The sequence below is a fragment of the Lentzea chajnantorensis genome, assembly GCF_054300775.1.
This window is the reverse complement of sequence record NZ_JBSDZT010000002.1, coordinates 805,670-831,305: the sequence shown is the minus strand read 5'-3', so window position 1 is coordinate 831,305 and position 25,636 is coordinate 805,670. Positions and strand designations below refer to the sequence as shown.

Annotated in this window: 22 protein-coding genes and 2 pseudogenes; 13 read left to right on the top strand and 11 right to left on the bottom strand. The window is 71.0% G+C overall.

Going from position 1 to position 25,636, the window contains the following annotated elements:
* Positions 1 to 64 precede the first annotated feature (64 nt).
* Positions 65 to 808, bottom strand: a pseudogene (locus ACVDFE_RS04625) (aminotransferase class V-fold PLP-dependent enzyme); the annotation flags it as partial.
* Positions 809 to 998: 190 nt separating this feature from the next.
* Between ACVDFE_RS04625 and ACVDFE_RS04620 the strand changes: the two are divergent.
* Complete coding sequence (locus tag ACVDFE_RS04620) at positions 999 to 2,207, top strand: RNA-guided endonuclease InsQ/TnpB family protein (RefSeq protein ID WP_360385108.1); 1,209 nt, start codon at positions 999 to 1,001, stop codon at positions 2,205 to 2,207.
* Positions 2,208 to 2,261: 54 nt separating this feature from the next.
* Here ACVDFE_RS04620 and ACVDFE_RS04615 read toward each other — a convergent pair whose 3' ends face one another.
* Positions 2,262 to 3,077 (bottom strand): tryptophan 2,3-dioxygenase, encoded by an 816-nt coding sequence (locus tag ACVDFE_RS04615; RefSeq protein WP_360385110.1) that lies wholly within the window; start codon positions 3,075 to 3,077, stop codon positions 2,262 to 2,264.
* 106 nt (positions 3,078 to 3,183) lie between these two features.
* Here ACVDFE_RS04615 and ACVDFE_RS04610 point away from each other — a divergent pair, with 106 nt between their 5' ends.
* Genes ACVDFE_RS04610 through ACVDFE_RS04600 form a run of 3 tightly spaced genes read left to right on the top strand, consistent with a single transcriptional unit; the run spans position 3,184 to position 5,233 of the window.
* Positions 3,184 to 3,624 (top strand): Lrp/AsnC family transcriptional regulator, encoded by a 441-nt coding sequence (locus ACVDFE_RS04610; RefSeq protein WP_355559845.1) that lies wholly within the window; start codon positions 3,184 to 3,186, stop codon positions 3,622 to 3,624.
* A gap of 38 nt (positions 3,625 to 3,662) precedes the next feature.
* Complete coding sequence (locus ACVDFE_RS04605) at positions 3,663 to 4,097, top strand: RrF2 family transcriptional regulator (protein ID WP_360385112.1); 435 nt, start codon at positions 3,663 to 3,665, stop codon at positions 4,095 to 4,097.
* Positions 4,098 to 4,108: 11 nt separating this feature from the next.
* Entirely contained in the window at positions 4,109 to 5,233 is a 1,125-nt protein-coding gene (locus ACVDFE_RS04600; protein ID WP_458429674.1) for a globin domain-containing protein, read from the top strand.
* Here ACVDFE_RS04600 and ACVDFE_RS04595 read toward each other — a convergent pair.
* The 3 genes from ACVDFE_RS04595 to ACVDFE_RS04585 all read right to left on the bottom strand — a co-directional run bounded on the left by ACVDFE_RS04595 (position 5,222) and on the right by ACVDFE_RS04585 (position 7,569).
* Positions 5,222 to 6,133 (bottom strand): N-acetylmuramic acid 6-phosphate etherase, encoded by a 912-nt coding sequence (locus ACVDFE_RS04595; RefSeq protein ID WP_458429673.1) that lies wholly within the window; start codon positions 6,131 to 6,133, stop codon positions 5,222 to 5,224. The two genes, ACVDFE_RS04600 and ACVDFE_RS04595, sit on opposite strands and share 12 nt — an antisense overlap.
* Positions 6,130 to 7,050 (bottom strand): MurR/RpiR family transcriptional regulator, encoded by a 921-nt coding sequence (locus ACVDFE_RS04590; RefSeq protein ID WP_360385118.1) that lies wholly within the window; start codon positions 7,048 to 7,050, stop codon positions 6,130 to 6,132. Before ACVDFE_RS04590 ends, ACVDFE_RS04595 begins: the two co-directional genes overlap by 4 nt.
* A gap of 72 nt (positions 7,051 to 7,122) precedes the next feature.
* Complete coding sequence (locus tag ACVDFE_RS04585; RefSeq protein ID WP_360385120.1) at positions 7,123 to 7,569, bottom strand: carboxymuconolactone decarboxylase family protein; 447 nt, start codon at positions 7,567 to 7,569, stop codon at positions 7,123 to 7,125.
* A 50-nt stretch (positions 7,570 to 7,619) separates the two neighbouring features.
* Here ACVDFE_RS04585 and pdxR point away from each other — a divergent pair, with 50 nt between their 5' ends.
* Complete coding sequence (pdxR, locus tag ACVDFE_RS04580) at positions 7,620 to 8,957, top strand: MocR-like pyridoxine biosynthesis transcription factor PdxR (protein WP_360385122.1); 1,338 nt, start codon at positions 7,620 to 7,622, stop codon at positions 8,955 to 8,957.
* On the opposite strand, the gene ACVDFE_RS04575 is transcribed toward pdxR, so the two are convergent.
* The 4 genes and pseudogenes from ACVDFE_RS04575 to ACVDFE_RS04560 all read right to left on the bottom strand — a co-directional run bounded on the left by ACVDFE_RS04575 (position 8,940) and on the right by ACVDFE_RS04560 (position 14,775).
* On the bottom strand, positions 8,940 to 10,463 hold the full coding sequence (locus tag ACVDFE_RS04575) for a serine hydrolase domain-containing protein (protein ID WP_360385124.1): 1,524 nt from the start codon (positions 10,461 to 10,463) through the stop codon (positions 8,940 to 8,942). The two genes, pdxR and ACVDFE_RS04575, sit on opposite strands and share 18 nt — an antisense overlap.
* Positions 10,464 to 10,470: 7 nt before the next feature.
* Positions 10,471 to 11,679 (bottom strand): exo-beta-N-acetylmuramidase NamZ family protein, encoded by a 1,209-nt coding sequence (locus tag ACVDFE_RS04570; protein WP_360385126.1) that lies wholly within the window; start codon positions 11,677 to 11,679, stop codon positions 10,471 to 10,473.
* A pseudogene (locus ACVDFE_RS04565) lies at positions 11,676 to 13,329 on the bottom strand (glycoside hydrolase family 3 protein). Before ACVDFE_RS04565 ends, ACVDFE_RS04570 begins: the two are co-directional and overlap by 4 nt.
* 651 nt (positions 13,330 to 13,980) lie before the next feature.
* Positions 13,981 to 14,775: an HAD-IB family hydrolase gene (locus ACVDFE_RS04560; protein ID WP_360385128.1), complete on the bottom strand. Its 795-nt coding sequence runs from the start codon at positions 14,773 to 14,775 to the stop codon at positions 13,981 to 13,983.
* A 437-nt stretch (positions 14,776 to 15,212) separates the two neighbouring features.
* On the opposite strand from ACVDFE_RS04560, the gene ssd reads away from it, so the two are divergent.
* The 8 genes from ssd (at position 15,213) to ACVDFE_RS04520 (ending at position 21,333) form a co-directional block, all read left to right on the top strand.
* Positions 15,213 to 16,247, top strand: a complete 1,035-nt coding sequence (gene ssd, locus ACVDFE_RS04555) for a septum site-determining protein Ssd (RefSeq protein WP_458429672.1) — start codon at positions 15,213 to 15,215, stop codon at positions 16,245 to 16,247.
* Between the two features lie 951 nt (positions 16,248 to 17,198).
* Positions 17,199 to 18,305, top strand: a complete 1,107-nt coding sequence (locus ACVDFE_RS04550) for a TadA family conjugal transfer-associated ATPase (protein ID WP_458429671.1) — start codon at positions 17,199 to 17,201, stop codon at positions 18,303 to 18,305.
* Positions 18,299 to 19,063: a type II secretion system F family protein gene (locus tag ACVDFE_RS04545; protein WP_458429670.1), complete on the top strand. Its 765-nt coding sequence runs from the start codon at positions 18,299 to 18,301 to the stop codon at positions 19,061 to 19,063. Before ACVDFE_RS04550 ends, ACVDFE_RS04545 begins: the two co-directional genes overlap by 7 nt.
* Complete coding sequence (locus ACVDFE_RS04540) at positions 19,060 to 19,587, top strand: type II secretion system F family protein (protein WP_360385136.1); 528 nt, start codon at positions 19,060 to 19,062, stop codon at positions 19,585 to 19,587. The genes ACVDFE_RS04545 and ACVDFE_RS04540 overlap by 4 nt, the downstream gene beginning before the upstream one ends.
* A 13-nt stretch (positions 19,588 to 19,600) precedes the next feature.
* The gene (locus ACVDFE_RS04535) at positions 19,601 to 19,762 is read left to right on the top strand and encodes a DUF4244 domain-containing protein (protein WP_458429669.1); all 162 of its coding nucleotides are present in this window, start codon (positions 19,601 to 19,603) and stop codon (positions 19,760 to 19,762) included.
* A 10-nt stretch (positions 19,763 to 19,772) separates the two neighbouring features.
* Positions 19,773 to 20,072, top strand: coding sequence for a TadE family type IV pilus minor pilin (locus ACVDFE_RS04530; protein WP_360385140.1), 300 nt, complete (start codon positions 19,773 to 19,775; stop codon positions 20,070 to 20,072).
* Positions 20,069 to 20,518, top strand: a complete 450-nt coding sequence (locus ACVDFE_RS04525; protein ID WP_458429668.1) for an Rv3654c family TadE-like protein — start codon at positions 20,069 to 20,071, stop codon at positions 20,516 to 20,518. Before ACVDFE_RS04530 ends, ACVDFE_RS04525 begins: the two co-directional genes overlap by 4 nt.
* A 194-nt stretch (positions 20,519 to 20,712) precedes the next feature.
* Entirely contained in the window at positions 20,713 to 21,333 is a 621-nt protein-coding gene (locus tag ACVDFE_RS04520; RefSeq protein ID WP_458429667.1) for a bifunctional DNA primase/polymerase, read from the top strand.
* A 460-nt stretch (positions 21,334 to 21,793) separates the two neighbouring features.
* Here ACVDFE_RS04520 and ACVDFE_RS04515 read toward each other — a convergent pair whose 3' ends face one another.
* Both ACVDFE_RS04515 and ACVDFE_RS04510 read right to left on the bottom strand, forming a co-directional pair.
* Complete coding sequence (locus ACVDFE_RS04515) at positions 21,794 to 22,639, bottom strand: aminoglycoside adenylyltransferase domain-containing protein (protein ID WP_458429666.1); 846 nt, start codon at positions 22,637 to 22,639, stop codon at positions 21,794 to 21,796.
* 501 nt (positions 22,640 to 23,140) lie between these two features.
* On the bottom strand, positions 23,141 to 25,438 hold the full coding sequence (locus ACVDFE_RS04510) for a DEAD/DEAH box helicase (RefSeq protein ID WP_458429665.1): 2,298 nt from the start codon (positions 25,436 to 25,438) through the stop codon (positions 23,141 to 23,143).
* Between the last annotated feature and the right edge of the window lie 198 nt (positions 25,439 to 25,636).

Genomic DNA, 25,636 nt, shown 5'->3' with positions numbered 1-25,636 from the left:
CAGGTCCGTGCAGCTCCTCGACCCGCTCGCGGAACACCGCGGTGAGCCGGAGCCCGCGCTCGCGCAGCTCGGCGAGGTCCACGTCGTCCCACACGTCCAGCGCCGCGTCGAGCGCCAGCATCGACAGGATGTCCGGCGTGCCGACCCGTGCCCGCGCGATGCCAGGATCGGGCTCGTAGGACGACTTCATGCCGAACGGCTCGCGGTGCCCGTTCCACCCCGACAGCGGGTTCTCGAACGTGGCCTGCTTCGCGTGCGGCACGTAGATGAACGCCGGCGAGCCGGGCCCGCCGTTGAGGAACTTGTAGGTGCAGCCGACCGCGAAGTCGACTTGGAGCTCGTCCAAGGCGATCGGCAGCACGCCCGCGCTGTGGCAGAGGTCCCACACCACCTGCGCGCCGGCCGCGTGCACCTGCTCGGTGAGCGCCTTCATGTCGTGCAGCTCGCCGGTGCGGTAGTCGACCTGGTTGAGCAACACCACCGCGGTGTCCCCGGTGAGGTCCAAAGAGGACGGATGTGCGGCCCGGACCTTGAGGCCCGTCAACGAGGCCACGGACTCCGCGATGTAACCGTCGGTCGGGAACGTCGCCTCGTCGACCACGACCTCGCCGCGCTCGGTGCCCTTCACCGCACCCATCAACGCCTTGAACACGTTGACCGACGTGGAGTCGCCGACCACGACCTGCCCCGGTGCGGCCCCGACCAGCCGGCCGATCCGGTCACCGATCCGTTGCGGCGCCTCCCACCAGCCCTCGGACCACGACCGGATCAGCCGCGTTCCCCACTGGTGCGCAACGACCTCCTGCATCCGGGCGGCGACGTGCCTCGGCGGTGCGCCGAGGGAGTTGCCGTCGAGGTAGACGACGCCTTCGGGGAGGTCGAACAGCTCACGCTTCACTGAGGTCTCCAAAGCAGAAGCCCGATTGGTTCGGGAAGGTGGGGTTCGGGCAACCATCCGGATCGTCTCCCGCTGTGACGAATGCAGTACGCTGTGTTTCGTGCGAACGGCGTACAAGTGCCGGGCGTATCCGAGTGCAGAACAGATCACCGGGCTGGTCCGCACCTTCGGGTGTGTCCGCCTGGTGTGGAACAAGACTTTGAGCGAACGGCAGAGCCGTTACCGTCTGCATGGCGCTTCCACCTCGTATCGAGAAACCGATGCTGCTTTGACCCGGTGGAAACGCACTGAGGAGCTGGCCTTCCTGAGTGAGGTGTCCTCCGTTCCGTTGCAGCAAACCCTGCGTCACCAACATGCGGCATTCGCGAACTTCTTCGCGGGACGCGCCCGTCGTCCGAGGTTCAAGTCTCGAACCGGTCGTCAGAGTGCGCACTACACCCGGTCGGCGTTCCGCATGCGCGAAGGTGTCCTGACCTTGGCGAAGACCAACGCGTCCTTGGCATTCGTCTGGTCGTACGACGAGGTGGACTTGGCCACTCTCGATCCCACGACGGTGGTGGTCTCTCGAGATTCCGATGACCGCTGGTATGTGACATTCGCAGTCGAGGCGGATGTGCGCGCACCTGTCGCGTCGACGGTGTGCGAGGTCGGTGTTGATCTCGGCGTCACGAACTTCCTGGTGACCAGTGACGGCGAGCGGATCGCCAATCCGCGGCATTTCGCCCACAAGGCGCGGAACTTGGCCCGGTACCAGCGCCGGATGGCTCGGTGTCGGCCCGGCAGCAACAACAGGCGCAAGGCGAAGGTCAAAGTCGCTCGTGCTCATGGCAAAGTCCGCGACAGTCGCAAAGATTTCCTGCACCGCACCACGACCGCACTTGTGCGCAAAGCCGCTCTGATCGCCATCGAGGACCTGTCGATCGGAAACCTGATGCGCAACCGCCGGCTTTCCCGCGCTATCGCCGACGCGGGCTGGGGCGAGTTTCGGAGACAGCTGGAGTACAAGTGCCAACGTGCCGGCCGCACGTTGGTGGTGATCAACCGTTGGTACCCGTCCAGCAAGACCTGTTCCACCTGTGGTCACCGGCTCGTCGAGCTGGAGCTTTCCACCCGGCACTGGACGTGCCCGACCTGTCGCACCCGGCACGACCGGGACCACAACGCGGCGAAGAACATCCTTGCGGCTGGTCGAGCCGTAGCCCGGGCAACGCCGGGCGATGCCTGCGGAGCTGATGTCAGACGGCAAGGGGTTTCCCCTCCGCGATCAGCGGTGAAACAGGAAGCCCGTGCCGCGAGGCACAGCGCTTGAGCGCTGTCCGCCTCACGGCGGGTGGGAGTCCGCGTCCCTGGGACGAGGGCGAAGTCAAACGTAGCTCCTGGCGGTCCACAGCTCCGGGAACACCGCTCGTTGGGTGCGCTTCTCCAGCCATGCAACACCGGCGGACCCACCCGTGCCCACCTTCGCGCCCATCGAACGGCGGGTCGCGAGCAGGTGGTCGTAGCGCCAGCGCGCGAACTCCTCCGCGATGTCGGTCAGCGCCTCGCCGAGCTCCAGCAGGTCGCGGTCGTCGCCGCGGTAGATCGCCGCCCACACCTGCTCCACCTCGGCGGACGGCTCGTAGGCCTTGGTGAGGTCGCGGTCGAGCACCTCGGCGGGGATGCCGAAACCGCGGCGCTTCAAGGCCGCGAGCACGTCGTCGTAGAGCGACGGCTTCGACAGCGACTCCTCCAGCTGCGCGTGCATCGCGGGCACGGCGCGGTGCGGCACGAGCATCGACGCCGACTTCTCGCCGAGCAGGAACTCCACCTCGCGGTACATGCCCGACTGGAAGCCGGAGCCCTCGCCCAAGGCGTCGCGGAAGGAGTTGAACTCGGTCGGCGTCATCCGCGCGATCGGGCGCCACGCCGCGGACAGCGCCTGCAGGTGCAGGTCGGAGCGGCGCAGCGTGCGCACGGCAGCGCGCAGGTCGTCGGCGCGCAGCTCGGTCTGGGCCTGGCGCCACTCGAAGCAGAGCAGGCCGAAGTACAGCTCCATCACCTGCGTGATGACCAGGAACGACATCTCACGGGGATCTTTGGACCACTGCTGTTGAAGGGTGTGCAGCACCGACGCGTGCACGTAGTCCTCGTACGGCGTGGTGCCGCCGAAATCCAGCTTGGGGGACACGGGGCAGCTCATGCCCTCAATTCTGGCTCGAAGAGCGCGTCACCTGAATGGGCGTCGAAAGGCGTTCGGCAGAAATCTCTGCCAATCGCAAAGCGGAGAGCCGAGTAGCTTTGCGTTCATGTTGGACGACGTGGACAAGGCCCTGTTGGAGGCGCTCCAAGAGGATGCGCGCCTGTCGTACAACGAGCTGGCGCGGCGGGTGCACGTGTCACCGCCGACGGTCGCTCAGCGCGTGCGGCGGTTGGAGAACATGGGTGCGATCACCGGCTATCGCGCCGTGGTCGACCCGACTGTCGTGGGGCGTCCGGTCGTCGCGTTGGTGCGCATGAAGTGCTACGGGCCGCGGTGCATCACCGTGCACCCCGAGCTGCTGGACGACCTGCCGGAGGTCGTGGAGGTCGTGCGGCTCACCGGTGACATCTGCTCGGTGGTGAAGGTCGTCACCACGTCCATCCTTGAGCTGGAACGCCTGCTGGTCCGGTTGGCGTCGCACGGTGAGACGTCCAGCGCAATGGTGCTGTCCACGCCGATCCCGTGGCGTCCGGTGCTGCCGGGATAAGTGGAATCTCAGATTCAAATTAAGCTAGCCTCGGTCGGGTGAGGCTGACGAAGAGCACGGACATCGCGCTGCGGATCGTGATGAGGCTTGCCGTCGTGGACGGCTCGGAGCACCCGACCACACGGGACGTCGCCGCGGTCATGGGCGTGCAGTACACCCATGCGGCGAAGGTCGTGGCGCAGCTGCAGCACCTCGGTGTCGTGGAGGCGCGACGCGGCCGGGGCGGTGGCCTGACGCTCACCGCGCAGGGCCGGGCCGTGTCGATCGGCCGGCTGATGCGCGAGCTGGAAGGCGTCGGGGACGTCGTGGACTGCGAGGGCGAGCTGCGGTGCCCGCTCAGCTCGGCCTGCCGGTTGCGCCACGCCCTGCGCCAGGCGCAGGAGGCGTTCTACGCCTCGCTCGACCCGTTGTCCGTCGGAGACCTCGTCGCCCGGCCCACCGGTCCGGTTCTGCTCAGCCTGGGGCTGAAGTGAGGAGCACGTCGATGCTGTCGGAGAAGTCCGCCGAGCTGGTCGAGGCCACGTTGCCCGCGGTCGGCGCCGCCATCGGCGAGATCAGCACGCTCTTCTACCGGCGCATGTTCGCCGAGCACCCGATCCTGCTGCGGGACGTGTTCAACCGCGGCAACCAGGCCAACGGCACCCAGGCCCAGGCGCTCGCCGGGTCGGTCGCGGCCTTCGCGTCCGGCCTGCTCGCCGGGCAGCGGCCCGACGCGATGCTGCGCCGCATCGCCCACAAGCACGTCTCGGTCGGCGTCACGCCCGGTCAGTACGCGGTGGTGCACAAGCACCTCCTCGGCGCCGTCGCCGAGGTCCTGGACGTGTCGGACGAGGTCGCCGCCGCCTGGAGCGAGGTCTACTGGCTGATGGCCGACACGCTGATCGGCCTGGAGCGGTTCCTGCCCACGGGCCAGCAGGACCACCGGGTGATCGCCCGCTTCCAGGAGACCGACGACGTGGTGACGTTCGTGGTCAGGCCGGTCGACGGGCCGGTGCCGGCGAGCCAGCCCGGTCAGTACGTGTCGGTGCAGGTCCCGCTGCCCGACGGTGCCCGGCAGATCCGCCAGTACAGCCTCTCCGGGCGCACCGACGACGCGTTGCAGTTCTCCGTGAAGCGCGACGGCGAGGTGTCGAACCACCTGCACGACCACGCGCCGGTGGGCAGCACGCTGCGGCTGAGCCAGCCGGCCGGTGACGTGACGCTCCAGCCCGGCGACGGCCCGGTGCTGCTCGCCTCGGCCGGCATCGGCTGCACGCCCATGATCTCGATGCTCGCCGAGCTCGCGGCCACCGGCTCACCGCGGCGGGTCATCGTCGTGCACGGCGACCGCGACCAGCTCAGCCACCCGTTCCGCGCCGGTCTCGGCCAGCTCGTGGCGAAGCTCGCCGACGGGCAGGCGCACGTCTTCTACGAGCGGCCGATCGGGGAGTGGTCGGCCGAGCGGACCGGGTTCGTCGACCTGAGCGGCATCGAGGTCCCGCCGGACACGACCGCGTACCTGTGCGGGCCGGTGCCGTTCCTGCGCGCGGTGCGGGCCCAGCTCCTCGCCGCGGGTGTCACCGACATCTACTACGAGGTGTTCGGGCCGGACCTCGTGTCAGCCGGCTAGCCGGTCCAGCGCGTCGCGGACGTGGCCCTTGCTGTCCTCCAGCGCGGCGGCCGCCCGTTCGGTCGGCACCCCGGACAGCAGGTGCACCAGCGCGACCTTGAGGTCACCGGACGAGTCCACGAGCGCCTTCTCGCAGGCGTTCTCGGGCAGTCCGGTGGCCTCGTGCAGGATCCGGATCGTCCGCCCGCGCAGCTTGGCGTTGGTGGCGCGCATGCTGACCATCAGGTTCGAGTAGGTGCGGCCGAGCTTGACCATCACCGCCGTCGAGAACGAGGTCAGCACCAGCTTCTGCGCCGAACCCGCCTTCATCCGCGTCGACCCGGCGATCGCCTCCTGCCCGGTGTCGAGCGCGACCAGCACGTCCGGTGTGATCGGCACGGCGGCGTTGTTGGAGATCAGCACCGTGTGGGCGCCGAGCGCCTGCGCCTCCTGCAGCGCACCGATCACGAACGGCGTGCGCCCGGACGCCGTGATGCCCACGACCAGGTCCCCGGCGGTGGCGTGGCGGCGGATCTGGGCGGCACCGGAGTGGTCCTCGACCTCCTCGACCGCGCGGACCAGCGCCTCCGGTCCACCGGCGTGGTGGGCGACGAACCAGTCGGACGGCGTGTTGAACGTGGGCACCAGCTCGGCGGCGTCCAGCGTGGCCAGCCGGCCGGAGGTGCCGGCGCCGACGTAGTGCACCCGGCCGCCGGCCGAGATCGCGGCGACGCCGAGGTCGACCGCGCGCGCCAGCTCCGGCAGCACCGCGGCGACCGCGGCGGGGACCGTGCGGTCCTCGTCGTTGATCATCCGCAGCACGTCGATCGTGGGAACCCGGTCGATGTCGGCCGTGCGCGGGTTCCGCCCTTCGGTCGGAGACTCCACGTGCACCACCACACCGTTCCGGGGCGAGGTCATTTAGTCGTCTCCCGCGGCCGCCGGCGTCCGTCCGGTCTGGCTCCGAGCCGGTGGCCGGACACCGCCTCGTAGGTCGCCTCCAGCGCCGTCTTCGCCGTGTCCACGTGGTGCTGGGCGACACCGATGAACAGGCAGTCGATCACGGTCAGCTGGGCGATGCGGCTCGCCATCGCACCCGAGCGGAACGTGGTCTCGCGCGCCGCCGTGGTCAGCACGTGGTCGGAGACCTCGGTGATCGGCGAGCGCGGGAAGTTCGTCAGCGCCACGGTGGTGGCCCCGGTCTCGCGGGCCACCCGCAGCGCCTCGACGGTCTCCGAGGTGGAGCCGGTGTGCGAGATGCCCACCGCCACGTCCGCCTCGGTCAGCACCGCGGCCGAGGTCAGCGCGATGTGCGTGTCGTTCCACGCGAAGCAGGTCAGCCCGATGCGGTGCAGCTTCTGCTGGAGGTCGAACGCCACGAACGCGCTGGCGCCGAAGCCGTAGACGTCCACGCGGCGTGCGCCCGCGACGGCCTCGACGACCTTCGCGAGCGACTCCACGTCCAGCTGTTCCGCCGTCTCCTCGACGGCGCGGGCATCGGCGAACGCGACCTTGCCGACGACCTGGCGGAGGTCGTCGCCGGGGCCGATGTCGCCGCCCATGTCGTGGTTGGCCCTGGCCTGGCTGCGGGCGGTGTCCGCGGCCAGCGCGATGCGCAGCTCCGGGTAGCCGCCGACGCCGATGGCCTTGCAGAACCGCGTCACCGTGGTCTCGCTGGTGCCCGCCTGCTCGGCGACCTCGGTGATGCTGCGGTGAGCGACCGTGGCCGGGTTCTCCAGCACCACCTTGGCGACGCGCTGCTCGGCGCGCGCGAGACCCGGCAGCAACGACCGGATCTTCACCAGCGGACTGGACTCGGCACTGCTCTCAGTGGACACGTGGGAAACTTACTAACCGCCACCCCCAGGGTCAACGGAGTGTGTCCGAAAGTCACCCTCTCGGCCAGCCGTTCAGCGGACGTCGGGCTTCTTCCTGGTCGACACCGCGATCCGGTTCCACGAGTTGATCGTGAAGATGAGGGCGATGAGCTGCGCCAGCTCCTCCTCGTCGAAGTGCTGCGCTGCCCGCTCGTAGACCTCGTCGCTGACGTACTCGTGGCTGCTCAGGACGGTGATGGCCTCGGTGAGCCTCAGCGCGGCCTGCTCTTTTTCGGTGTAGACGTCGCCCGCCTCCTCCCACGCGTTGAGCAGGTAGATGCGGGCCTCGGTCTCACCGCCCTTCCGTGCGTCGACGGTGTGCATGTTGAGGCAGTAGGCGCAGTGGTTGAGCTGCGAGGCGCGGATGCGGACCAGCTCGGCGAGCTGCTCGTCGAGGCCCTCGCGGGCAGCGGCGTCGAGGGCGATCATGGCGCGGTAGACCTTCGGCGCCTTCTTGGCGAGGTCGATTCGGTTCGTCATGTGGACAAAACTAGGGCGCTCATTGGCCCTCGACATGGTGCAATCTGGTCGTGGAATCGTGGGCCAATCTTGACTTCCACCTCGACCTGTCCGGTCCGGGTGGGGTGCGGCAGCGGTTGACGGCGTCGCTGCGGGACGCGGTCCGGTCCGCGCGCCTGCCACCGGGAACGCGGCTGCCGGCCTCCCGCTCGCTCGCCGCCGACCTGGGGATCGCGCGCAACACCGTGGCCGAGGCGTACGCCGAGCTGGTGGCCGAAGGCTGGCTGACCGCTCGGCAGGGCTCGGGAACCGTTGTCGCGCAACGGGTCGCGCCGCCGCCGCAGGTGGTGCGCCGGGTCGTCGCCGACGACGTGCGGTACGACCTGACCGTCAGCACGCCCGACATCACCGAGTTCCCGCGGGCGGAGTGGGTCCGCTCGACGCGGCGGGCGCTGATGGCGGCACCGGCGGAGGCGTTCGGGCCCGGCGACCCGCAGGGGCGGATCGAGCTGCGGACGGCGCTCGCGGAGTACCTGGCGCGGGCGCGGGGCGTGCGGGCCGACCCGGAGCGGATCGTGGTGTGCTCAGGCTTCGGCGGCGCCGTGCAGATCTTCGACCGGCTGCTGGCGCCGCCGGTGGTCGTGGAGGAGTACGGGCTGGGGTTCCACCGGTCGCTGTGGACGTCGACCGTGCCGTTGGCGGTGGATGACCACGGCGCGAACACCGAACAACTGCCCGACGAGCTGCGCACCTGCGTTCTGACGCCCGCGCACCAGTTCCCGTTGGGCGGCCCTTTGCACCCACGGCGGCGCGCGTCGGCGGTGGAGTGGGCACGGCGCGTGAACGGGCTTGTGCTGGAAGACGACTACGACGGCGAGTTCCGCTACGACCGGCAGCCCGTCGGGGCGGTGCAGGGCCTCGACCCCGAGCACGTGGTCTACCTGGGGACGTCCAGCAAGGCGCTCACGCCCGCGTTGCGGATCGCGTGGATGGTGCTGCCGGACCGGTTCGTCGACCCGGTGCTCGCGCTGAAGACCAGCCGCGAGCAGCACATCAGCATGCTGGACCAGCTGACGCTGGCCGACTTCCTGGCGTCCGGGTCGTACGACGGCCACGTGCGCCGGATGCGGTTGAAGTACCAGCGGCGGCGCGCCCGGCTCGTGGAGGCCGTCTCGCCGTACGTGGAGATCTCCGGCATCGCGGCCGGGATGCACGCCGTGCTGGACACCCCGCACGAGACGGCCATCGTGCAGAAGGCGCGCGACCTGGGCGTGAAGGTCAGTCCGCTGTCGTGGTTCCGGCATCCGTCGAGCACCGACGACCGGACCGGGGTGGTCATGAGCTTCGGAGCGCCCGCGTTCCCACGGGCGCTCGACACGTTCGCCTCGGCGCTAGCGGCGTGCTGCTGACCAGCCCTCGGCGGTGACGTTGCCGCGTGCGTGGACGTAGACGCCACGGCCGTTGTACTGACCGGCCTTGGTGTAGACGAACCTCGTCTTCTTCTGTTCTGTGGCAATCCATCGGCGCTCAGTGGTGGTGATCGTGCGGACGTCCTGCCACGCCGTGCCGTCCCAGTGCTGGACGGTCAGGCTGTCGCCCTCGTCGACGTCCACGAACACCTCGACCGGGCGGTCCGCGGTGAGCGTGCCGCCGGAAGTCGTTGCCCGCCACTGCTTCCCACCCGACTGCACGGCGAGCGCACCGGCCAGCCCGTCGGCGACGGCGCGGCGAGCGGGGTTGACGCTGCCCCAGTCGCGGGACGGGTGCACGCGGTTCGTCAGCAGGATCGCGATGCTGCGCGAGGCCTTGTCGATCACGAACGACGTGCCCGTGTACCCGGTGTGCCCCGCGGTGCCGGGACCGCTCAACGCGCCCATGTACCAGCGCTGGTCGAGCTCGAAGCCGAGGCCGTGGGCGTTGCCGGGGAACTGCGGGGTGAAGTTCGTGAGCATCAGCTCGACGGAGTGCTCGCTGAGGATGCGCCGGCCGTCGTACGTGCCGCCGTTGAGAACGGTCTGACCGAGGACGGCGAGGTCCCGGGCCGTGCTGAACACGCCGGCGTGACCGGCCACTCCGCCGAGGGACCACGCGTTCTCGTCGTGCACCTCACCGCGGACGATGCCGCGCGGCGGGGAGACCTGGAACTCCGTGGCGGCCGTGCGGTCCTTGTCCCGCGGGTTGTAGCCGGTGTCCGCCATGCCGAGCGGCCGGGTGATGCCGTCGCGCACGGCCTCGTCGAGCCTCTTGCCGCTGACCCGGTGGACCAGCTCGCCGAGCGTGATCAGGTTCAGGTCGGAGTACACGTACGTGCTGCCGGGCGTGGACTTCGGCTGCACGTCCATGACGCCCTTGATGCGGCTCGGGACGTCCGGGAACCGCGACCACAGCGGGATGAACGGCTCCAGGCCGCTCGTGTGGGTGAGCAGCTGCTTGACGGTGATGTCCTGCTTGCCGTTCACGCCGAACTCGGGCAGGTAGTGCGCCACCCGCTGGTCGATGTCGACCCGGCCCCGCTCGACCTGCTGGATCACCGCGATCGACGTGAAGAGCTTCGAGATCGAGGCCAGGTCGAAGATCGTGTCCTTGCGCATCGCGACCCGGTCGGCCTCCGGCAGCTCGGTCTGCTGGTCCCGGTACAGGACGGCGTACCCGGTGCGGTCGTGCGTGACGACCTTGCCGTCGTGCACGTACAGCGTGACGGCGCCGGGGAACAGCGGCTTGCCGTTCGCCTGCGGCCGGGTGAAGTCGCGGACCTGGCGCAGGGCGGTGTTGATCGGCTCCGGGTCGAGGTGCGCCCAGTACGGGTTGGACGGGCGCAGCGTCGTCCGCTCGTGCGCGAAACCGTCCTGCGGCTGGTCGAAGTGGCCGGGGATGGCGACCGTCACGAGTGCGACGGCCAGTGCGGGGATGAGCATGGCGTCCTCACCGGTAGCGCAGGTAGGGCAGGCGGGTGCGGCGGAACTGCTGGAGTTCCGGCTGCCAGGCGCCCACCACGTCGTCCGCGGTCGCCCCGGCGTCGATCATCGTGCGCAGCCGGTCGGAACCGCTGAGCTTGTCGATCCAGTTGTCCGGCCGCCACGCGAACACGCCCGGGTACAGCGACTTCGCGGTGACGAGCATGGCGACGGCCGCCCTGATGGCGTCGAACTCGCGCGGGTCGGTCACGGACACGGTGACGCCGCCGCAGGTCTGGCCCTGGAACTTCTGGAACGTGGGGGAGAAGTGGGTCTCGCGGAACCGGACACCCCTGAGGTCCATCGCGTTCAACGCCTCGGCCCAGCGCCAGTCGACGCCGGGAGCGCCGACCGTCTCGAACGGGCGGGTGGTGCCGCGACCCTCGGACAGCACGGTGCCCTCGAACAGGCAGGTACCGGGGTAGACCAGGGCGGTGTCCCGCGTGGGCATGTTCGGGCTGGGCGGCACCCACGGCAGGCCGGTGTCGAGCTGGTCGCGCCGCCAGTCGCGGACGTCGACCACCTCCAGGCGGGTCTTGACGCCGAACTCGCCCACGTAGAAGCGGCCCAGCTCGCCGACGGTCATGCCGTGCTGCTGCACGATCGGCTTCAGGCCGACACCGGTGGCGTACGCGGGGTCGAGCTGCGGGCCGTTCGCCCTGCCGCCGATCGGGTTCGGGCGGTCGAGGACGACGAAGTCCAGGCCCGACGCGGCCTGCATCGCCGTGTAGAGCGACCAGATGTAGGTGTAGAAGCGCGCGCCGACGTCCGCGATGTCGAAGACGACCGTGTCGATGCCGGCCTTGGCGAACATCGCCGCGAGCTTGGTGGCGTTCGCGCCGTACGCGTCGTAGACCGGGATGCCGGTGCGCGGGTCCTGGTAGTCGCCCTCGGAACCACCGGCCTGCGCGGTGCCGCGGAACCCGTGCTCCGGACCGAACACCGCCGTCGGCTTTGCGTCGTGCGCGACCATCGAGTCGACGATGTGCGTCTGGTCCGTGAGCACGCCCGTCGGGTTCGTCAGCACGCCGACCTTGCGGCCCTTGAGCTTGCGCCAGCCGTCCTGCGCCAGCCGCTGCGCGCCGGTCGTGAGCCTGCGGTCGGCGGCCGCGGACCCGGTGGTGGCGAGGGGGACGGACAGGGCCGCGCCGGCTGCGAGGAAGTGCCGTCGCCTCACCAGGGCACCCCGTGCCCGAACGGGTAGGGGGTCGGGCCGGGCACCGCGACGGGCAGCTTGCCCTGCGGCTTGGCCTCGCCGAGCAGGACCTTCGCGAGCGACTCCATCGACACCGCCGTGGTCGAGTAGGTGGCGAGCCACGTCTTCGCGTCGGTGTGCGCGACGTCGTACGGGTTGCCGGTGGCCACCGCGACGACCGGCTTGCCCGTGGCGACGAGCTTGGCCAGCAGGTCGAGCTGGGCAGGGCGGGTGCTCAGGTTGTTGGTCAGCACGACGATCTTGTCGGCGCTCGCGGCCGCCGTCAGCGCCTGCTGGGTCTGCGCCGGTGTCGGGCTCGTGGCGGTGACGACCTTGGCGGCTTTGAGCCTGGTCGCGAGGGCCGCGACCGGTGCGTCGCCGGTGCCGACGACCAGGGGAGCGGTGGCCTGCAGCGGGAGCGCCTGGCCGTCGTTGCGGACCGCGGTGATGGTGCGGTCGGTGATGAGCTGGGCCTTGGCGGCGTTGGAGCCGACGACCCGGTCGGCCGCGTCCGCGTCGACCTGGGCGTTGAGCATGACACCGCGCAGGAGCTTCATCTTCAGGATGCGCAGCACGCTCTGGTCGATGCGCCGCTCGGAGAAGCTCACCGCTGCGCACGGCGGCGATGACGCTGTTGATCGCGAGACCGAGGTTCGGCGGCATCAGCAGCTGGTCGACGCCCGCCTTCAGCGCGAGCACCGGGATCTCGGCGTCGGAGTGCAGCTTGCGGACACCGGCCATCTCCAGCGAGTCGGTCACGACCACTCCGTCGTAACCGAGCTCCTCGCGCAGCAGACCGGTGATGACCCGCGGCGAGAGCGTGGCCGGGTTGCCGGACGGGTCGATCTGCGGCACCTGGATGTGCGCGGTCATGATCGAGTCGACCTTCGCGGCGATGGCGGCCTTGAACGGCGGCGCGTCGATCTCCCGCCACTGCTCCAGCGTGCGGTTCGAGACCGGCAGGCTGGTGTGGCTGTCCTCGGACGTGTCGCCGTGACCGGGGAAGTGCTTGGCCGTCGCGGTGACCGAGGTGGGGCTGAACCAGCGCTGCTCGTAGCCCTCGACCTGGGCCCTCGTCATCTCGGCCGCGAGCTTCGGGTCGCTGGAGAAGCTGCGCACGCCGATGATCGGGTTCGCCGGGTTGGAGTTGACGTCGGCGTCCGGCGCGAAGTTCTGGTTGATGCCCATCGAACGCAGCTCGGCCGCGGTGATCCGCGCGGCTTCCTCGGCGTCCTCCGCCGACCGGCCCGCGCCCAGGGCCATGTTGCCCGGCAGCTGGCTGAACGGCGGGCCGATGCGCGTGACGAGACCCATCTCCTGGTCCGTCGAGATGAGCAACGGGACGCTGCTCGCCTTCTGCAGGCCGTTGGAGAACTGCGCGATCTGCCTGGGGGTGTCGATGTTGTCGCGCGAGGAGTTGTTGAAGTAGATGACGCCACCGGGGTGGTACTTGCGCACCACCTCCGCGGGCGTGTCGACGCCGAAGTCGGTCCGGTTCTTCGGGTGAGCGACGTCGGCTGCCTGGCCGTTCACGAACGTGACGAACAGCTGGCCGACCTTCTCCTCCAGCGACATGCCGCCCAGCGTGATCACCGAAGCGTCCGCTCGCGGTACCGGCACGAGCGTGAGCATCGCGGTGGCCAGGGTGAGCGCGGCGATTTTCCGCACGGTGTCGTGCCTCCCGGTGATCTTCCCACGAGATAACAGGCCTGTTATGCAAGTTAGTGACGCCAAGCCTATGGGTCAACGGGAGCGCATTCCGGCGACGCGCCGAGTTCTTCACAGGGTCCGCGCGGAGCTTTCACACAAAAGCAGACGGGGCACCCCACGAATGGGGCGCCCCGTCTTCAGCGCGGGCTTGCGAGTTACCAAGCGTGCAACTCGTGTCGTACAACCCTGGCCTCGGCGTCCGGCGTCCCGGTACGCAGGCCCTAGACGACAAGCCTCCCGCGGCGTGCTGCGCGTGGGTACTCGAAGTCCGCGCACGGAGCTCCGCCGGGGTGGAGTCTGGCTCCTCTTCGCCAGGTCCCTGGCCGACCCGAGGTCCGCACCACCTATTTAAGTGCGTGGGCCCGGTCACAGCAAGGGCTCGGAAGGGTGCACCGGTCAAGCCACGTTCAGTAGTGAAAGCACTGGCGTTCCAGCGTTTCCGCGGTCGTGCCGGCGTCCGGGTACCGCTGTCGGGGCAGACGTGTGCACCCACGCGGACACCACGTGTGCGGGCCGTTGCCGCTACTGCTCGGTACGCGTCCCGATGGCTGTTCTTCGGGTCGCGAGCCTTGACTAGTCGCCCTTGCGCTTGCGCCGGAGGCCGTACCAGGCGGCTCCCGCGGCGGCGACGGCACCGAGGCTGATGGCCGTGACCGCGACCGTTCTGCCCGACGGGGTGGGGATGCGCGAGCGCAGGCTCACCGGGTCCGAGAACACCTGCACCGGCCAGTCCTTCTGGACGGCGATCCGGCGCAGGCCGCGGTCCGGGTTCACCGCGTTCGGGTGACCGACGACCTCGAGCATCGGGATGTCGCTCACCGAGTCGGAGTAGGCGTAGCAGGTGGCGAGGTCGTACCCGCGTTCGGCGGCGAGCTGCTTGATGGCCACCGCCTTGTTCTCGCCGGCGCAGTAGAAGTCGACGTCACCGGTGTAGCGGCCCCCGTTCACGACCATCCGGGTGCCGACGGAGTGGTCCGCGCCGATCAGCTGTGCGATCGGGGCGACCAGTTCCTCGCCCGACGCGCTGACGATGACGACGTCGTGGCCCTCCGCCTTGTGGTCGGCGATGAGCTGCGTCGCCTCCTTGTAGACCAGCGGGTCGACGATGTCGTGCAGGGTCTCGCTCACGATGCTGCGGATCTGCTCGACGTCCCAGCCCGCCGCCAGCGCCGTGATGTGCGCGCGCATCCGGTCCATCTGGTCCGCGTCCGCACCGGCCAGCATGAACACGAACTGGGCGTACGCGCTCTTCAGCACCGCTCGGCGGTTGATCAGCCCCTCCTGGAAGAAGGGACGGCTGAACGCCAGCGTGCTCGACTTCGCGATCACGGTCTTGTCGAGGTCGAAGAAGGCGGCGGTCCGGCTCATGGGACTCAGCTTAGGTGTACTGGTCAGTAGGCCGTTCGGGCGGCATTTCGCCGGTGGACAAAACGGTGTTGCCGCACGGTTACCGAAACTTGCCCCACGGCTGTAGCGGAAGTTGCGCGCGGCACTGGCGCATGGGGATACAGTAGGAGAGTCCGGTTCGACGGACGGGTTCAGTCCGACCCCCCGGGACTGAACCATTGACGACCCCCGTCCCTCCCCCCTGGCGGGGGTCGTCCCATATCCCGGGCACGTTTCCCGGTGACCTCGACTGGACCTCTGCGGCCACCGCGGCCCGACCTCCCAGCGTCGCACACACCCCCGACAGTTCCGGGCCCGCCGACGCCTGAAGATCGCGACTTGTCCACATCCCGCGATTCGTCCACATCTCGATCTTCACCCCGTTGTGTCGTTCATCACGACCGACGACCGTTCATCCCATGACCCACCCCCTCGCCCTGCTCACCGACCCGCACCTGCTCGACGAGGTGCTCCGCCTCGCGGCAGCCGCCGACTGCCCGCTGTCCTGCGCACCGGACGTCCCCGCGCTGCGCCTGTCCTGGCACTCCGCGCCGCTGGTGGTCCTCGACGCCGCAGCACTGCCCGCCTGCGTGGCCGCCGACCTCCCGCGCCGACCCGGCGTCGTGGTCGTGCACGGCGGCGACCCGCCATGGCCCCTGGTCGTGGCGGTCGGCGCCGCCGCGCTGCTGGAGCTCCCCACCGAGGCCGAGGCCCTCGTCACCCTGCTCACGGACGTCCGCGACGGCCCGCCCTCGGACGCCGGCCGCGTCCTGTCCGTCATCGGCGGCCGCGGCGGCGCCGGCGCCTCCGTCCTCGCCACCGCCTGCGCCCGCGAGTCCGCCACCACCGGCACCGAGACCCTGCTCGTCGACTGCGACCCGCTCGGCGGCGGCCTGGACCTGACCCTCGGCGCCGAGTCGGCCACCGGCGCCCGCTGGCCCTCCGTCCACTGCTCCGGCGGCCGCGTCCCCATGTCCTCCCTGCGCGTCGCCCTGCCCACCACCGGCGCACTGAGCGTCCTGTCCTGCGACCGCACCGCCGAACCCCCGGAACCGCAGGCCGTGTCCGCAGTTCTCGACGCGGCCCGCCGCTCCGGCTGCACCACCGTCTGCGACCTCCCCCGCCACCCCACCCCGGCCGCGACAGCCGCCCTCTCCCGCACCGACCTCGCGGTCCTGGTCGTCCCGGCAGAACTGCGCGCCACCGCCGCCGCCACCCGCGTCGCCACCCTGCTCCGCACCCACGGCACCCCCACCCGCCTGGTGGTCCGCGGCCCGTCCCCCTCGGGCCTGTCCGCCCCCGACATCGCCGCCGCCGTCGGCCTCCCCCTGCTCACCCAGATGCGCCCCGAACCAGGCCTCCCCGCCGCCCTGGACCGCGGCCACCTCCCCCGCAACCCCAAGGGCCCCCTCGCCATCACGGCCCGCCTGATCCTGCAGTCCCTCCACCCCTGAAAGGCCGTCCCCGATGCCCCGCCTCCACCTCTCCCTCCGCATCCGCACCTACGCCCGCATGCTGCTGAACCTCGCCCTGTACGGCCGCACCACCAAACCCCCGTACAAATTCGTGAAGCCCCCACCCTGACCCGCCCCGCCGCGCCTTCGCGAACCGCCGCACACCAACGCTTCCGCGCCGCAGAGCGCCGCCCTGCCCGCGGCCGCCTCCCCGCGCGTGGGCGGCGCGCGACCAAGGCCGTTCTCGCACGCCACCAACCGCCTTTCCCGCGTTGGCAACGCATCCAGCCGCCAACTGCACCGGCCTACGCCACACCCACCGTCCCGGCACCGCGCACCGCGCACCGCGCACCGCGCACCAAACCCTCGCCCTGCACCGGCCCTCGCCCGCTGCCCGCCACCCGCCCTCGCGCATCACCCCGCCCTCGTCTCACTCCGCGCCGCCGCCGACCTCCGCATCGCCCGCCCCGCGCCACTCCGCCCCGCGCCACTCCGCCTCGCGCCACTCCGCTCCCCGCCACCCGACCTCCGCCCTCGCTCCGGCCCTCGCCACTCCGCCCCGCGCCCCTGCCCTCGTCTCACCCCGCGCCCCGCAGACCTCCGCATCGCCCGCCCCTGCCACCCAGCCCGCCCCTGCCACCCAGCCCGCCCCTGCCACCCGCCCCGGCTCCTGCCACCCGCCCCGGCTCCTGCCACCCAGCCCAGCCCTCGCCATCCCCGCCCTCTGCCACCCACCCCCGCCAGCCCGCCCCGGCCCCTGCCACCCACCCCGCCCTCGCCATCCCCGCCCACTCCCGCCGTCCCGCACCACCCACCCCGGAAGGAGCTCCCCATGACCCGCTTCCTCGCCTGGTGCTCCGAAACCTGGCTCCGCCTCACCCACCGCGCGAACGAAATCCCGTACGGCCGCCACGCCCGCCACCCCCACCGCCCCGGACCGGCGACCCCGGCATGAGCACCCTCATCGACCGCGTCCGCCACCGCCTCGCGGGCACCGACGCCGAGATGACCGCCGCGGTCGTCGCCCAGGCGGTCCGCTCGGAGGCGGGCGGCGTCCTCGCCGACGCGGATGTCCTGCAAGCGCTGCAAGTCCTGCGCCAGGAGTTCAGCGGCACCGGCCCCCTCGACCCGCTGCTGGCCGACCCCGGCACCACCGACGTCCTGGTCACCGCGCCCGACCAGGTCTGGGTCGACGGCCCGGACGGCCTGCGCCGCACGTCCGTCGTCTTCCCCGACGAGGACGCCGTCCGCCGGCTCGCCCAGCGCCTCGCGGTTGCCGCAGGTCGGCGGCTGGACGACGCCTCGCCGTGCGTCGACGGCTGGTTGCCGGGCAGCGGGGTGCGCATGCACGCGGTGCTCCCGCCGATCGCCGACCACACCTGCCTGTCCCTGCGCGTCCTCCGCCCCGCGACCCACGACCTCCAAGCGCTGCAAGACCTCGGCACGTTCGACGCGGAGATCGCCGGGACGCTGAAGGCCGTCGTGCGCAGGCGGATGGCGTTCCTCGTGGTGGGCGGCACCGGCTCGGGCAAGACGTCGTTGCTGTCCGCGCTGCTCGGGTGCGTGCCGCCGAACGAACGGATCGTGTGCGTGGAAGACGCCGGCGAGCTGCGCCCGGATCACGAGCAGTTCGTGCGGCTCGTCGCACGCCCGCCGAACGTCGAGGGCGCGGGGGAGGTGACCGTTCGCGAGTTGGTGCGCGAGGCGTTGCGGATGCGGCCGGACCGGATCGTCGTCGGCGAGGTCAGGGGCGCGGAGGTGCGTGAGCTGCTCACCTCGCTCAACACCGGCCACGAAGGTGGCGCGGGCACCCTGCACGCCAACTCGCCGGCCGAGGTGCCCGCCCGGCTCGAAGCGCTGGGGGCCTTGGCGGGGCTTGATCGCCAAGCGCTGCACAGCCAGGTCACCGCGGCGGTCCGGCTCGTGTTGCACATGCGCCGCTGCGACACCGGCGAACGACAACTGGCCGAGATCGGCACCTTCAGCCGCACGGAGAACGGACTCGTCGTCCATCCACTGTGGACGAAGGAGCACGGGTGGAAGGAGAAGCCGTGGTAGGCCTGCTCCTGCTCGCGACAGCACTGCTGGTGTGGCCGCACGTCAAGCCCATCAGACGGCTGAGACCCGCTGCCGCCCGCGGAGTCCCGGTGCCGAAGTGGTTCTGGGTGCTCGCCGCAGCCGTGGCGGTCTACCTGACCACCGGCCTCGGCGGTCTGGTCGCCGCGGCGGTCGTCGCCGTCACCGTCGGGCGGATCGTCAGGCGCATCAGGCGAGAGCGCTCCCAGAACGCCGCGACCGAGGCGTTGAGCAACGGACTCGGCGGCGTGGTCGACGAGCTCAGGGCCGGGGCCCACGCGGCAGCGGCAGCGGAGGGCGCCGCCCAGGACACGCCCGCGCCGGCGAACGAGGTGCTGCGGACCGCGGCCGCCGCGTCCAGGCGGGGCGGTGACGTCGAGAGGGCGTTGCGGGAGCTGGACCAGCCGCTGCTCAGAACTGCGGTGGACCAGCTCGCCAGGGCCTGGCACGTCTCCGCCCGGCACGGGGTGGCGCTGGCCGACGTGCTGGACGCGACCAAGGCGGACCTGGACCGGCGCCTGGCCTTCGCACGGCAGGTGCGGGCCCGCATGGCAGGCCCGCGGGCGAGCGCGCTGGTCCTGGCCGGGCTGCCGGTGTTCGGAGTGTTGCTGGGCGAGCTCAGCGGAGCACGACCGCTCGGCGTCCTCACCGGCACCGCGGCCGGTCAGGTGCTGCTGGTCGTCGGCGCGGTGCTCCTGGCGACCGGCCTGTGGTGGACGAAACGGATCACCGAGCCATGACCTACCTGCTCCTGGCCCTCGCGGTGCTCGTCGCACCTCCGCCACGACGTCCCCTCGACCGCCTCCGGCCACGGGCCAACGACCCGCCACCCGCACCGCGCAAGGCCGACGGGCCGTTCGAACGGGCCGCCGCCTGGGACCTGCTGGCCGCGTGCCTCAAAGCCGGGTTGCCGGTGCCGACGGCCATCGCGGCGGTCCGCGTCGACGGGCTCGGCCGGGTCGCGGAGCTGCTGCGGCTCGGTGCGGACCCGGTCACGGCGTGGGCGACGGCGCTCGACGACCCCGCGACCGCGGCGTTGGCCAGGGCCGCGCGCAGGACCGCGCGGTCAGGGGCGGCACTCGCGCAGCAGGCCGCCGAGCTGGCCGAACGGACGCGCGCCGATGCCGTCGACCAGGCCGAGGCGAAGGCGCAGCGGGCCGCGGTGGCCGTGGCCGCGCCGCTCGCACTGTGTTTCCTGCCGGCCTTCCTGTGCCTCGGCGTGCTGCCGGTGGTGCTGGGGCTGGCCGGCCAGATCCTCCACTAGAAGGGCGAACGAGATGGAACTGCTCAAGGACGACAGCGGCATGAGCACGGTCGAGTACGCGATCGGCACGCTCGCTGCGGCGGCGCTCGCGGGCGTGATCTACGCGGTCGTGACGAGCGACTTCGTGCAGAACCTGTTGCAAGGGCTGATACAGCGTGCGCTGTCGGCGGTCTGACGACCGGGGCATGGTCACGGTGGAAGCCGCGGTCGCGGTGTGCGCACTGCTCATCGCCATGGGACTCGCGGCCGCGAGCCTCACGGCGGTGATCGAGCAGATCCGGTGCACGGACGCGGCGCGCGAGGCGGCGCGGTTGTCGGCGCGCGGCGAACGGCAGCGCGGGGTCCAAGCCGTTGCGCAGATCGCACCCGGTGCCACGGCGGAGTTCCAGGACGAGGGCGATGCCGTGCGCGTCTTCGTGCGGCAGCGGGGACCGCTGGGCGTGCTGCTCACCGCGACCGCGTTCGCCGTCGTGGAGCCGCGGTGAACGGCGGGACGAGCGGCGGGACGAGCGGCGAACCGCTTGGCGGTGAGCGCGGATCGGCTGCGGTGAGCGGCGTCATGGCGATGTTGCTGCTGGTCGTCGTCACAGCGGCGGGTGCGCAGTTCGGCGCGGCGGTCATCGCACGGCACCGGGTGACCGGCGCCGCCGATCTGGCCGCCCTCGCGGCTGCCGCTCGTCTTGCCGAAGGTGATCAGCACGCGTGTGAGCAGGCGGAACGCGTTGCGCGGCAGAACGGTGGCGAGCTCGGCTCGTGTGCGGTGAACGGGTGGGAGGTGGTCGTCGAGGTGTCGGCGGCTACGCCGTTCGGCCCGGTCAGTGCTCGGTCGAGAGCAGGTCCGGCTGAAGATCAGAGCGTTTGGAGCACGACGAGCGGTCGTTCATCGGCGGTGAGCGGACTCACACCCGTGCCTGGACATGCTGAACGGTGATCGAACCAATTGTTGACAGTTCGGTTCCCCGTTCAGCCGAAGCACGCTCGCCGTGCCGTACCGACCAGTTGTCGAGGCGGGGGTTACCAAGCCCGGCCCCGGTGTCGTTAGTTGTAGTGGCGGCACCGACGCGGTGTCCTACGAACACCGGCACCACGTCGATGTCGAGCCAAGAGCCTTGGAGGCGAAGGAAGATGGACTGGTCGGACAGCTGGCGCGGGGCCTTCCGCATCGAACTGCGTGCGGAGGCCGTGAGCCTGGCGTACCGCGGCTGGCCCGTCCTGCCCGGCACGTACCCGGCCGGTTCCGAGCAGGGTGTGACGCAGTGGGCGGGCCGCAGCGGGCTCGAGCTGCACGGTCCCATCCCGGTCCACCGCGACTGGGTCGATCGCGTCGGCACCCGGTCCGACCAGGTCGCCACCTGGTGGGCGGGCCGTTCCTACAGCCTCCTCCTCGCCACCGGCCACGGGGTGGACGCGATCGAGGTCGGCACCGACCTCGGCCGCCGCGCGGCCGTCGCACTGCGGTCGATCAGCGTTCCCGTGCCGATCGCCGCGACCCCGTCCGGCCGGTGGATGTTCATGGTGAAGTCCGGCTCGAAGCTGAACGCCGAGCTGGCCAACAACTCGGACGTCCACCTGTACGGCCAGGGCGAGTACATCCCGCTGCCGCCCACCCCGATGGCGCACGGCGTCGTGCACTGGCGGGTCAAGCCGTCGATCTGCGGCTGGAACCTGCCGGACGCGCACGTCGTGCAGGACGCGCTCGCCGAGGCGCTGCACGCCCCGGCCCGCTTCCAGCTCGAAACCGTCTGACACACAACTACATGTAGAGCCCGGCCGTGCTGGGTGTCGTCGTGGACTCTCCCCGACAACCCCGAAGGCGATGCCCTGCACGGCCGTTCCACCAAGCCCGATCCGACGACCTGCCTCCGCACCCGCACTTCGGGGGAGGTCGCAGGAGAGGGCAGAAAGCCGAACACGCACCCCGAAGGACAGCCTCCCGCAACACGACCGGACCGAGGAACGTTAGTGGCAGAGCACCTGCGCTGCCGCGATCGGCGAAGCCGGCTCCTCCCCGGAGTTCGTCCCACAGCAGTCGACACCGTCGCCTCCCGCGTGTCCTGCTCGGACGGACAACCAGATTCCGCCGATGTTCCACGGAATCCGGTCGAGATGCGGTAGCAGGCGGGAACACAGTGTTCGGCACGTGGAGAGCGCGCGCCGCGGGTACCCGTGAGCCCGCGGCGCGCGCCCACGAAGCAGGCAATGCTGCTCACCGCTGACGCGGTTTCGCCGCAGCTCGCAGTGCCTGTTGCGGGGGCGACCCCGCAGACCCCGCGGGAAGCACTACAACAGGAAGCTCGCAGCAGGCCGCGAAGGCGAAGGTCTGCTCCAGGCTCCCCGGACGAGGAACCGCGTCGGCGTCCCAGCCGAGGTCCCGGTCCGCCAAGACCTGCTCGATCAGCGGGTGCCACCGCTGATCGAGCATTTTCAACCCCCACAGCAGCGCGCCGCGCTTCGACTCCACCTCCCCGGTGTGGATGGTGTAGAGCGTCCGGCAGTACGCGGCGACGATGTAGCGCTGCGTCCAGGCGTTGCCCATCGGGGCCCAGCCGCAGATCCCCTCCAGCACGTGCGGCAGCGCGGCGCGCATCGACGACCGCAGCGCCTCGGGCGGGACCTCGTCGACCAGCGACTCGATCGGCGGGCCGTCCAGCACGATGCCGTGGTTGCGCAGGATCCACCGCGCGTGCGGCGAGTTGCAGTGCAGGTCCCACTCCAGTGTGCGGCTGCCGTGGTCGTTGAACAGCCACGGAACGCCAAGACCGGCGACCGACCGCAGCGAGTCGACGTCGGCGTACGAGCCCTCGATCTCCGTCGACCAGCGGCCCGGCCGGGTGGGGATCTCGTCGTGGAGGACCCGCAGACCCTCCAGCGCGGCACCGGACGGCAGCTCGGTGCAGGCGATGATGAAGTCGCAGTCGGAGTGGACGTCCCCGGCGCCGAGGGCGAACGAGCCCTGGACGTAGGCGCCCACGTAGGTGGGGCCGAGGATGGTGCGCACCGACGCGACGAAGTCGTCGAGCAGTGCGTCGAGGTCGGCAAACGGCGTGAACAAGGCAGACTCCAAGGAACCCGTGGCGAGAAGGGGGACGGGCGCGGCAGAGCGTCGCGTCGGCCGCGCGGGAGGGCACGGCGGAGCGGCTCACCAGCCGCGCACGTGGAACGGTGGAGGTCCGGGTCGTCCGCGCCGGTGGGCACGGCAGCGGTCCACCCGCACGCGTGGCACGCAGAGCGTCGAGCTGTCCGCGCCGGAGAGCACGGTCAAATGGTCCGCCAGCCGCGAGTAGGACGGCGAAGCGTCGAGTCGGCCGCGCCAGAGGGCACGCCGGAGCGGTCCACCAGCCGCGAGTGGCACGGCGAAGCATCAAGTCGGCCGCGCCGGAAGGCACAGCGGAGCGTCGAACCGGCCGCGCCGGAAGGCACGGCGCAGCGATCCACCCGCGCATGGCACGGCGGAGGTCCGGACTCGGCCGCACCTAGAAGCGGCGGGTCCGATCAGTCGCGTTGCAGCTACCTGCGTTCACACCAACACCGTAGCCACGAGCGACGGCACCGGTCAGGTGATTTTCCCGAGCACCACGTCCAGCACCAGCACCGCTCCGGCCTTGTCCAGCGGGTCGTTGCCGTTGCCGCACTTGGGGGACTGGACGCACGACGGGCAGCCCATCGGGCACGTGCAGGCCTTGATCGCCGCGCGGGTCGCCGACAGCCAGGCCCGCAGCGCCGAGTGGCCGCGGTCGGCGAAGCCCGCGCCGCCGGGGTGGCCGTCGTGGACGAACACCGTCGGCATGCCGGTGTCCGGGTGCGCGGCCGTCGACACGCCGCCGATGTCCCACCGGTCGCAGGTCGCGAACAGCGGCAGCAGGCCGATCGCCGCGTGTTCGGCGGCGTGCAGTGCGCCGGGAGTCCGCTTCGCCTCCACGCCCGCGGCGAGCAGCAGCGACTCGTCGACGGTGTACCAGACCGCGCGGGTTCGCAGGGTCTGCTCGGGCAGGTCGAGCGGGATCTGGTCGAGCACCACGCCCGAGGGCAGCCGGCGCAGGTAGCCGACGACCTGCGTGGTCACCTCCACCTCGCCCAGCGACACCGACACGCCGCCGAACTCCTGCCGCTCCACCTCCCGCACGACGGTGATGTCCACGCAGTCGCGCGGCTGGGTCGTCCACTCCGGGTCCTCGCGGTGCACCAGCGCGAGACCGCTGTCGAGGTCGAGCTCGTCGACCACGTACGAGCGGCCCTGGTGCAGGTAGACGGCGCCGGGGTGCACCTGCCAGCTCGCCGATCCCGGGTCGACGGTGCCGAGCATCCGGCCGGAGTCGGCCTCCACCACCGCCACCTGCTCGCCGCCGGAACCGCGGATGTCCACCCCGGCGTGCGGCCGGTCATGCGAGGCCCAGTACCAGCCGGCGGGCCGTTTGCGCAGCAGCTTCTCCGCCACCAGCTCGGCCAGCACGGACTCCGCCAGCTCGCCGCCGAAGTCCGGCAGGCAGTCCCGCGTCAGCGGCATCTCGGAGGCCGCGCAGGCCAGCTGCGGCCCGAGCACGTACGGGTTCATCGGGTCCAGCACGGTCGCCTCGACCGGCCGGTCCAGCACCGCCGCCGGGTTGTGCACCAGGTACGTGTCCAGCGGGTCGTCCCGCGCCACGAACACGACCAGCGCGCTGTCACCGGACCGCCCGGCGCGACCGGCCTGCTGCCAGAACGACGCCAGGGTGCCGGGGAAACCCGCCACCACCACGGCGTCCAGGCCCGCGATGTCGACGCCCAGCTCCAGCGCGTTCGTCGTCGCCACGCCGAGCAGGTCGCCCGTGGACAGCGCCTTCTCCAGCGCCCGCCGCTCCTCCGGCAGGAACCCGCCCCGGTAGGCGGCCACCCGCGCGGGCAGCTCACCATCCACTTCGGACAGAATCCGCTGGGTGCCCAGCGCCGTCAGCTCGGCACCGCGCCGCGAGCGCACGAACGCGAGCGACCGCGCACCCTCCACCACCAGGTCCGCGAGGATCCGCGACGTCTCCGCGCCCGCCGACCGCCGCACCGGCGCGCCGTTCTCGCCCTCCAAAGAGGTCAGCGGCGGCTCCCACAACGCCACCGTGCGCGAGGCACGCGGTGAGAAGTCGTCCACGACAGCGGACACCGGCACGCCCAGCAGCCTTTCCGCCGAAGCGGAAGGATCAGCCACAGTGGCCGATGCCAAAACGAAGATCGGGTCCGCGCCGTATTTGCGGGCCACCCGCCGCAGCCGCCGCATCAACAACGCCACGTGCGAACCGAAAACACCTCGGTAGGAATGGCACTCGTCGATCACCACGTACTTCAGCCTGCGGAAGAACCGCAACCATTTCGGGTGCTGCGGCAGGATTGAGCGGTGCAGCATGTCCGGGTTGGTGAAGGCCCAGTTCGCGTGCGCCTTCACCCAGTCCCGTTCGGCCATCGGGGTGTCACCGTCGTAGGCCGACGCGCGCACCCCCTTGATCCCCAGCTCGTCGAGCGAGCGGAGCTGGTCCGCACCAAGGGCTTTGGTGGGGGACAGGTACAGCGCGGTGGCCCTCGTGTCCGCCAAAAGAGTGGAAAGCACCGGCAGTTGGTAGGCGAGCGACTTGCCCGACGCGGTGCCCGTGGCGAGCACCACGTGCCGCCCGGACCACGCCAGCTCGGCCGCCTCGACCTGGTGCCGCCACGGCTCGCGCACCCCCGTCTCCGTGAACGCCTCGACCACCGCCGAGGCCGCCCACGACGGCCATTGCACGTGATCAGCCCGCCGCAACGGGAGATCGCGCGCGTGCGTGAGGGGCGACTCCCCGGCGGGCGTGCCCGCCAGCACCCGGTTCAGCAACCGGCGTCCCTGATCCACCACGACCCGAGCTTCGCATACACCACCGACAGTCCGGACCGGGCCGCGGTCGACTTCCAGCGCGGATAACGGTGTGTGCACGCTTCGGGACGGTTCGTTGCCTTGTTGCAACCAGCCCCTAGACTCCCCGCTCATCGCATCCAATGAGGGATGCGTCACGTCGCGCTGGGCGGCTGGTCTGCCTTGGCGCTGCACATGGCA

What these genes read in the sequence shown, in the direction of transcription:
- ACVDFE_RS04615 (WP_360385110.1), bottom strand. Translation starts at nt 3,077, where the DNA reads ATGAGCTGCCCCGTGTCCCCCAAGCTGGATTTCGGCGGCACCACGCCG.
- ACVDFE_RS04610 (WP_355559845.1), top strand. Translation starts at nt 3,184, where the DNA reads ATGTTGGACGACGTGGACAAGGCCCTGTTGGAGGCGCTCCAAGAGGAT.
- ACVDFE_RS04600 (WP_458429674.1), top strand. Translation starts at nt 4,109, where the DNA reads ATGCTGTCGGAGAAGTCCGCCGAGCTGGTCGAGGCCACGTTGCCCGCG.
- ACVDFE_RS04595 (WP_458429673.1), bottom strand. Translation starts at nt 6,133, where the DNA reads ATGACCTCGCCCCGGAACGGTGTGGTGGTGCACGTGGAGTCTCCGACC.
- ACVDFE_RS04585 (WP_360385120.1), bottom strand. Translation starts at nt 7,569, where the DNA reads ATGACGAACCGAATCGACCTCGCCAAGAAGGCGCCGAAGGTCTACCGC.
- ACVDFE_RS04575 (WP_360385124.1), bottom strand. Translation starts at nt 10,463, where the DNA reads ATGCTCATCCCCGCACTGGCCGTCGCACTCGTGACGGTCGCCATCCCC.
- ACVDFE_RS04560 (WP_360385128.1), bottom strand. Translation starts at nt 14,775, where the DNA reads ATGAGCCGGACCGCCGCCTTCTTCGACCTCGACAAGACCGTGATCGCG.
- ssd (WP_458429672.1), top strand. Translation starts at nt 15,213, where the DNA reads ATGACCCACCCCCTCGCCCTGCTCACCGACCCGCACCTGCTCGACGAG.
- ACVDFE_RS04550 (WP_458429671.1), top strand. Translation starts at nt 17,199, where the DNA reads ATGAGCACCCTCATCGACCGCGTCCGCCACCGCCTCGCGGGCACCGAC.
- ACVDFE_RS04540 (WP_360385136.1), top strand. Translation starts at nt 19,060, where the DNA reads ATGACCTACCTGCTCCTGGCCCTCGCGGTGCTCGTCGCACCTCCGCCA.
- ACVDFE_RS04535 (WP_458429669.1), top strand. Translation starts at nt 19,601, where the DNA reads ATGGAACTGCTCAAGGACGACAGCGGCATGAGCACGGTCGAGTACGCG.
- ACVDFE_RS04530 (WP_360385140.1), top strand. Translation starts at nt 19,773, where the DNA reads ATGGTCACGGTGGAAGCCGCGGTCGCGGTGTGCGCACTGCTCATCGCC.
- ACVDFE_RS04520 (WP_458429667.1), top strand. Translation starts at nt 20,713, where the DNA reads ATGGACTGGTCGGACAGCTGGCGCGGGGCCTTCCGCATCGAACTGCGT.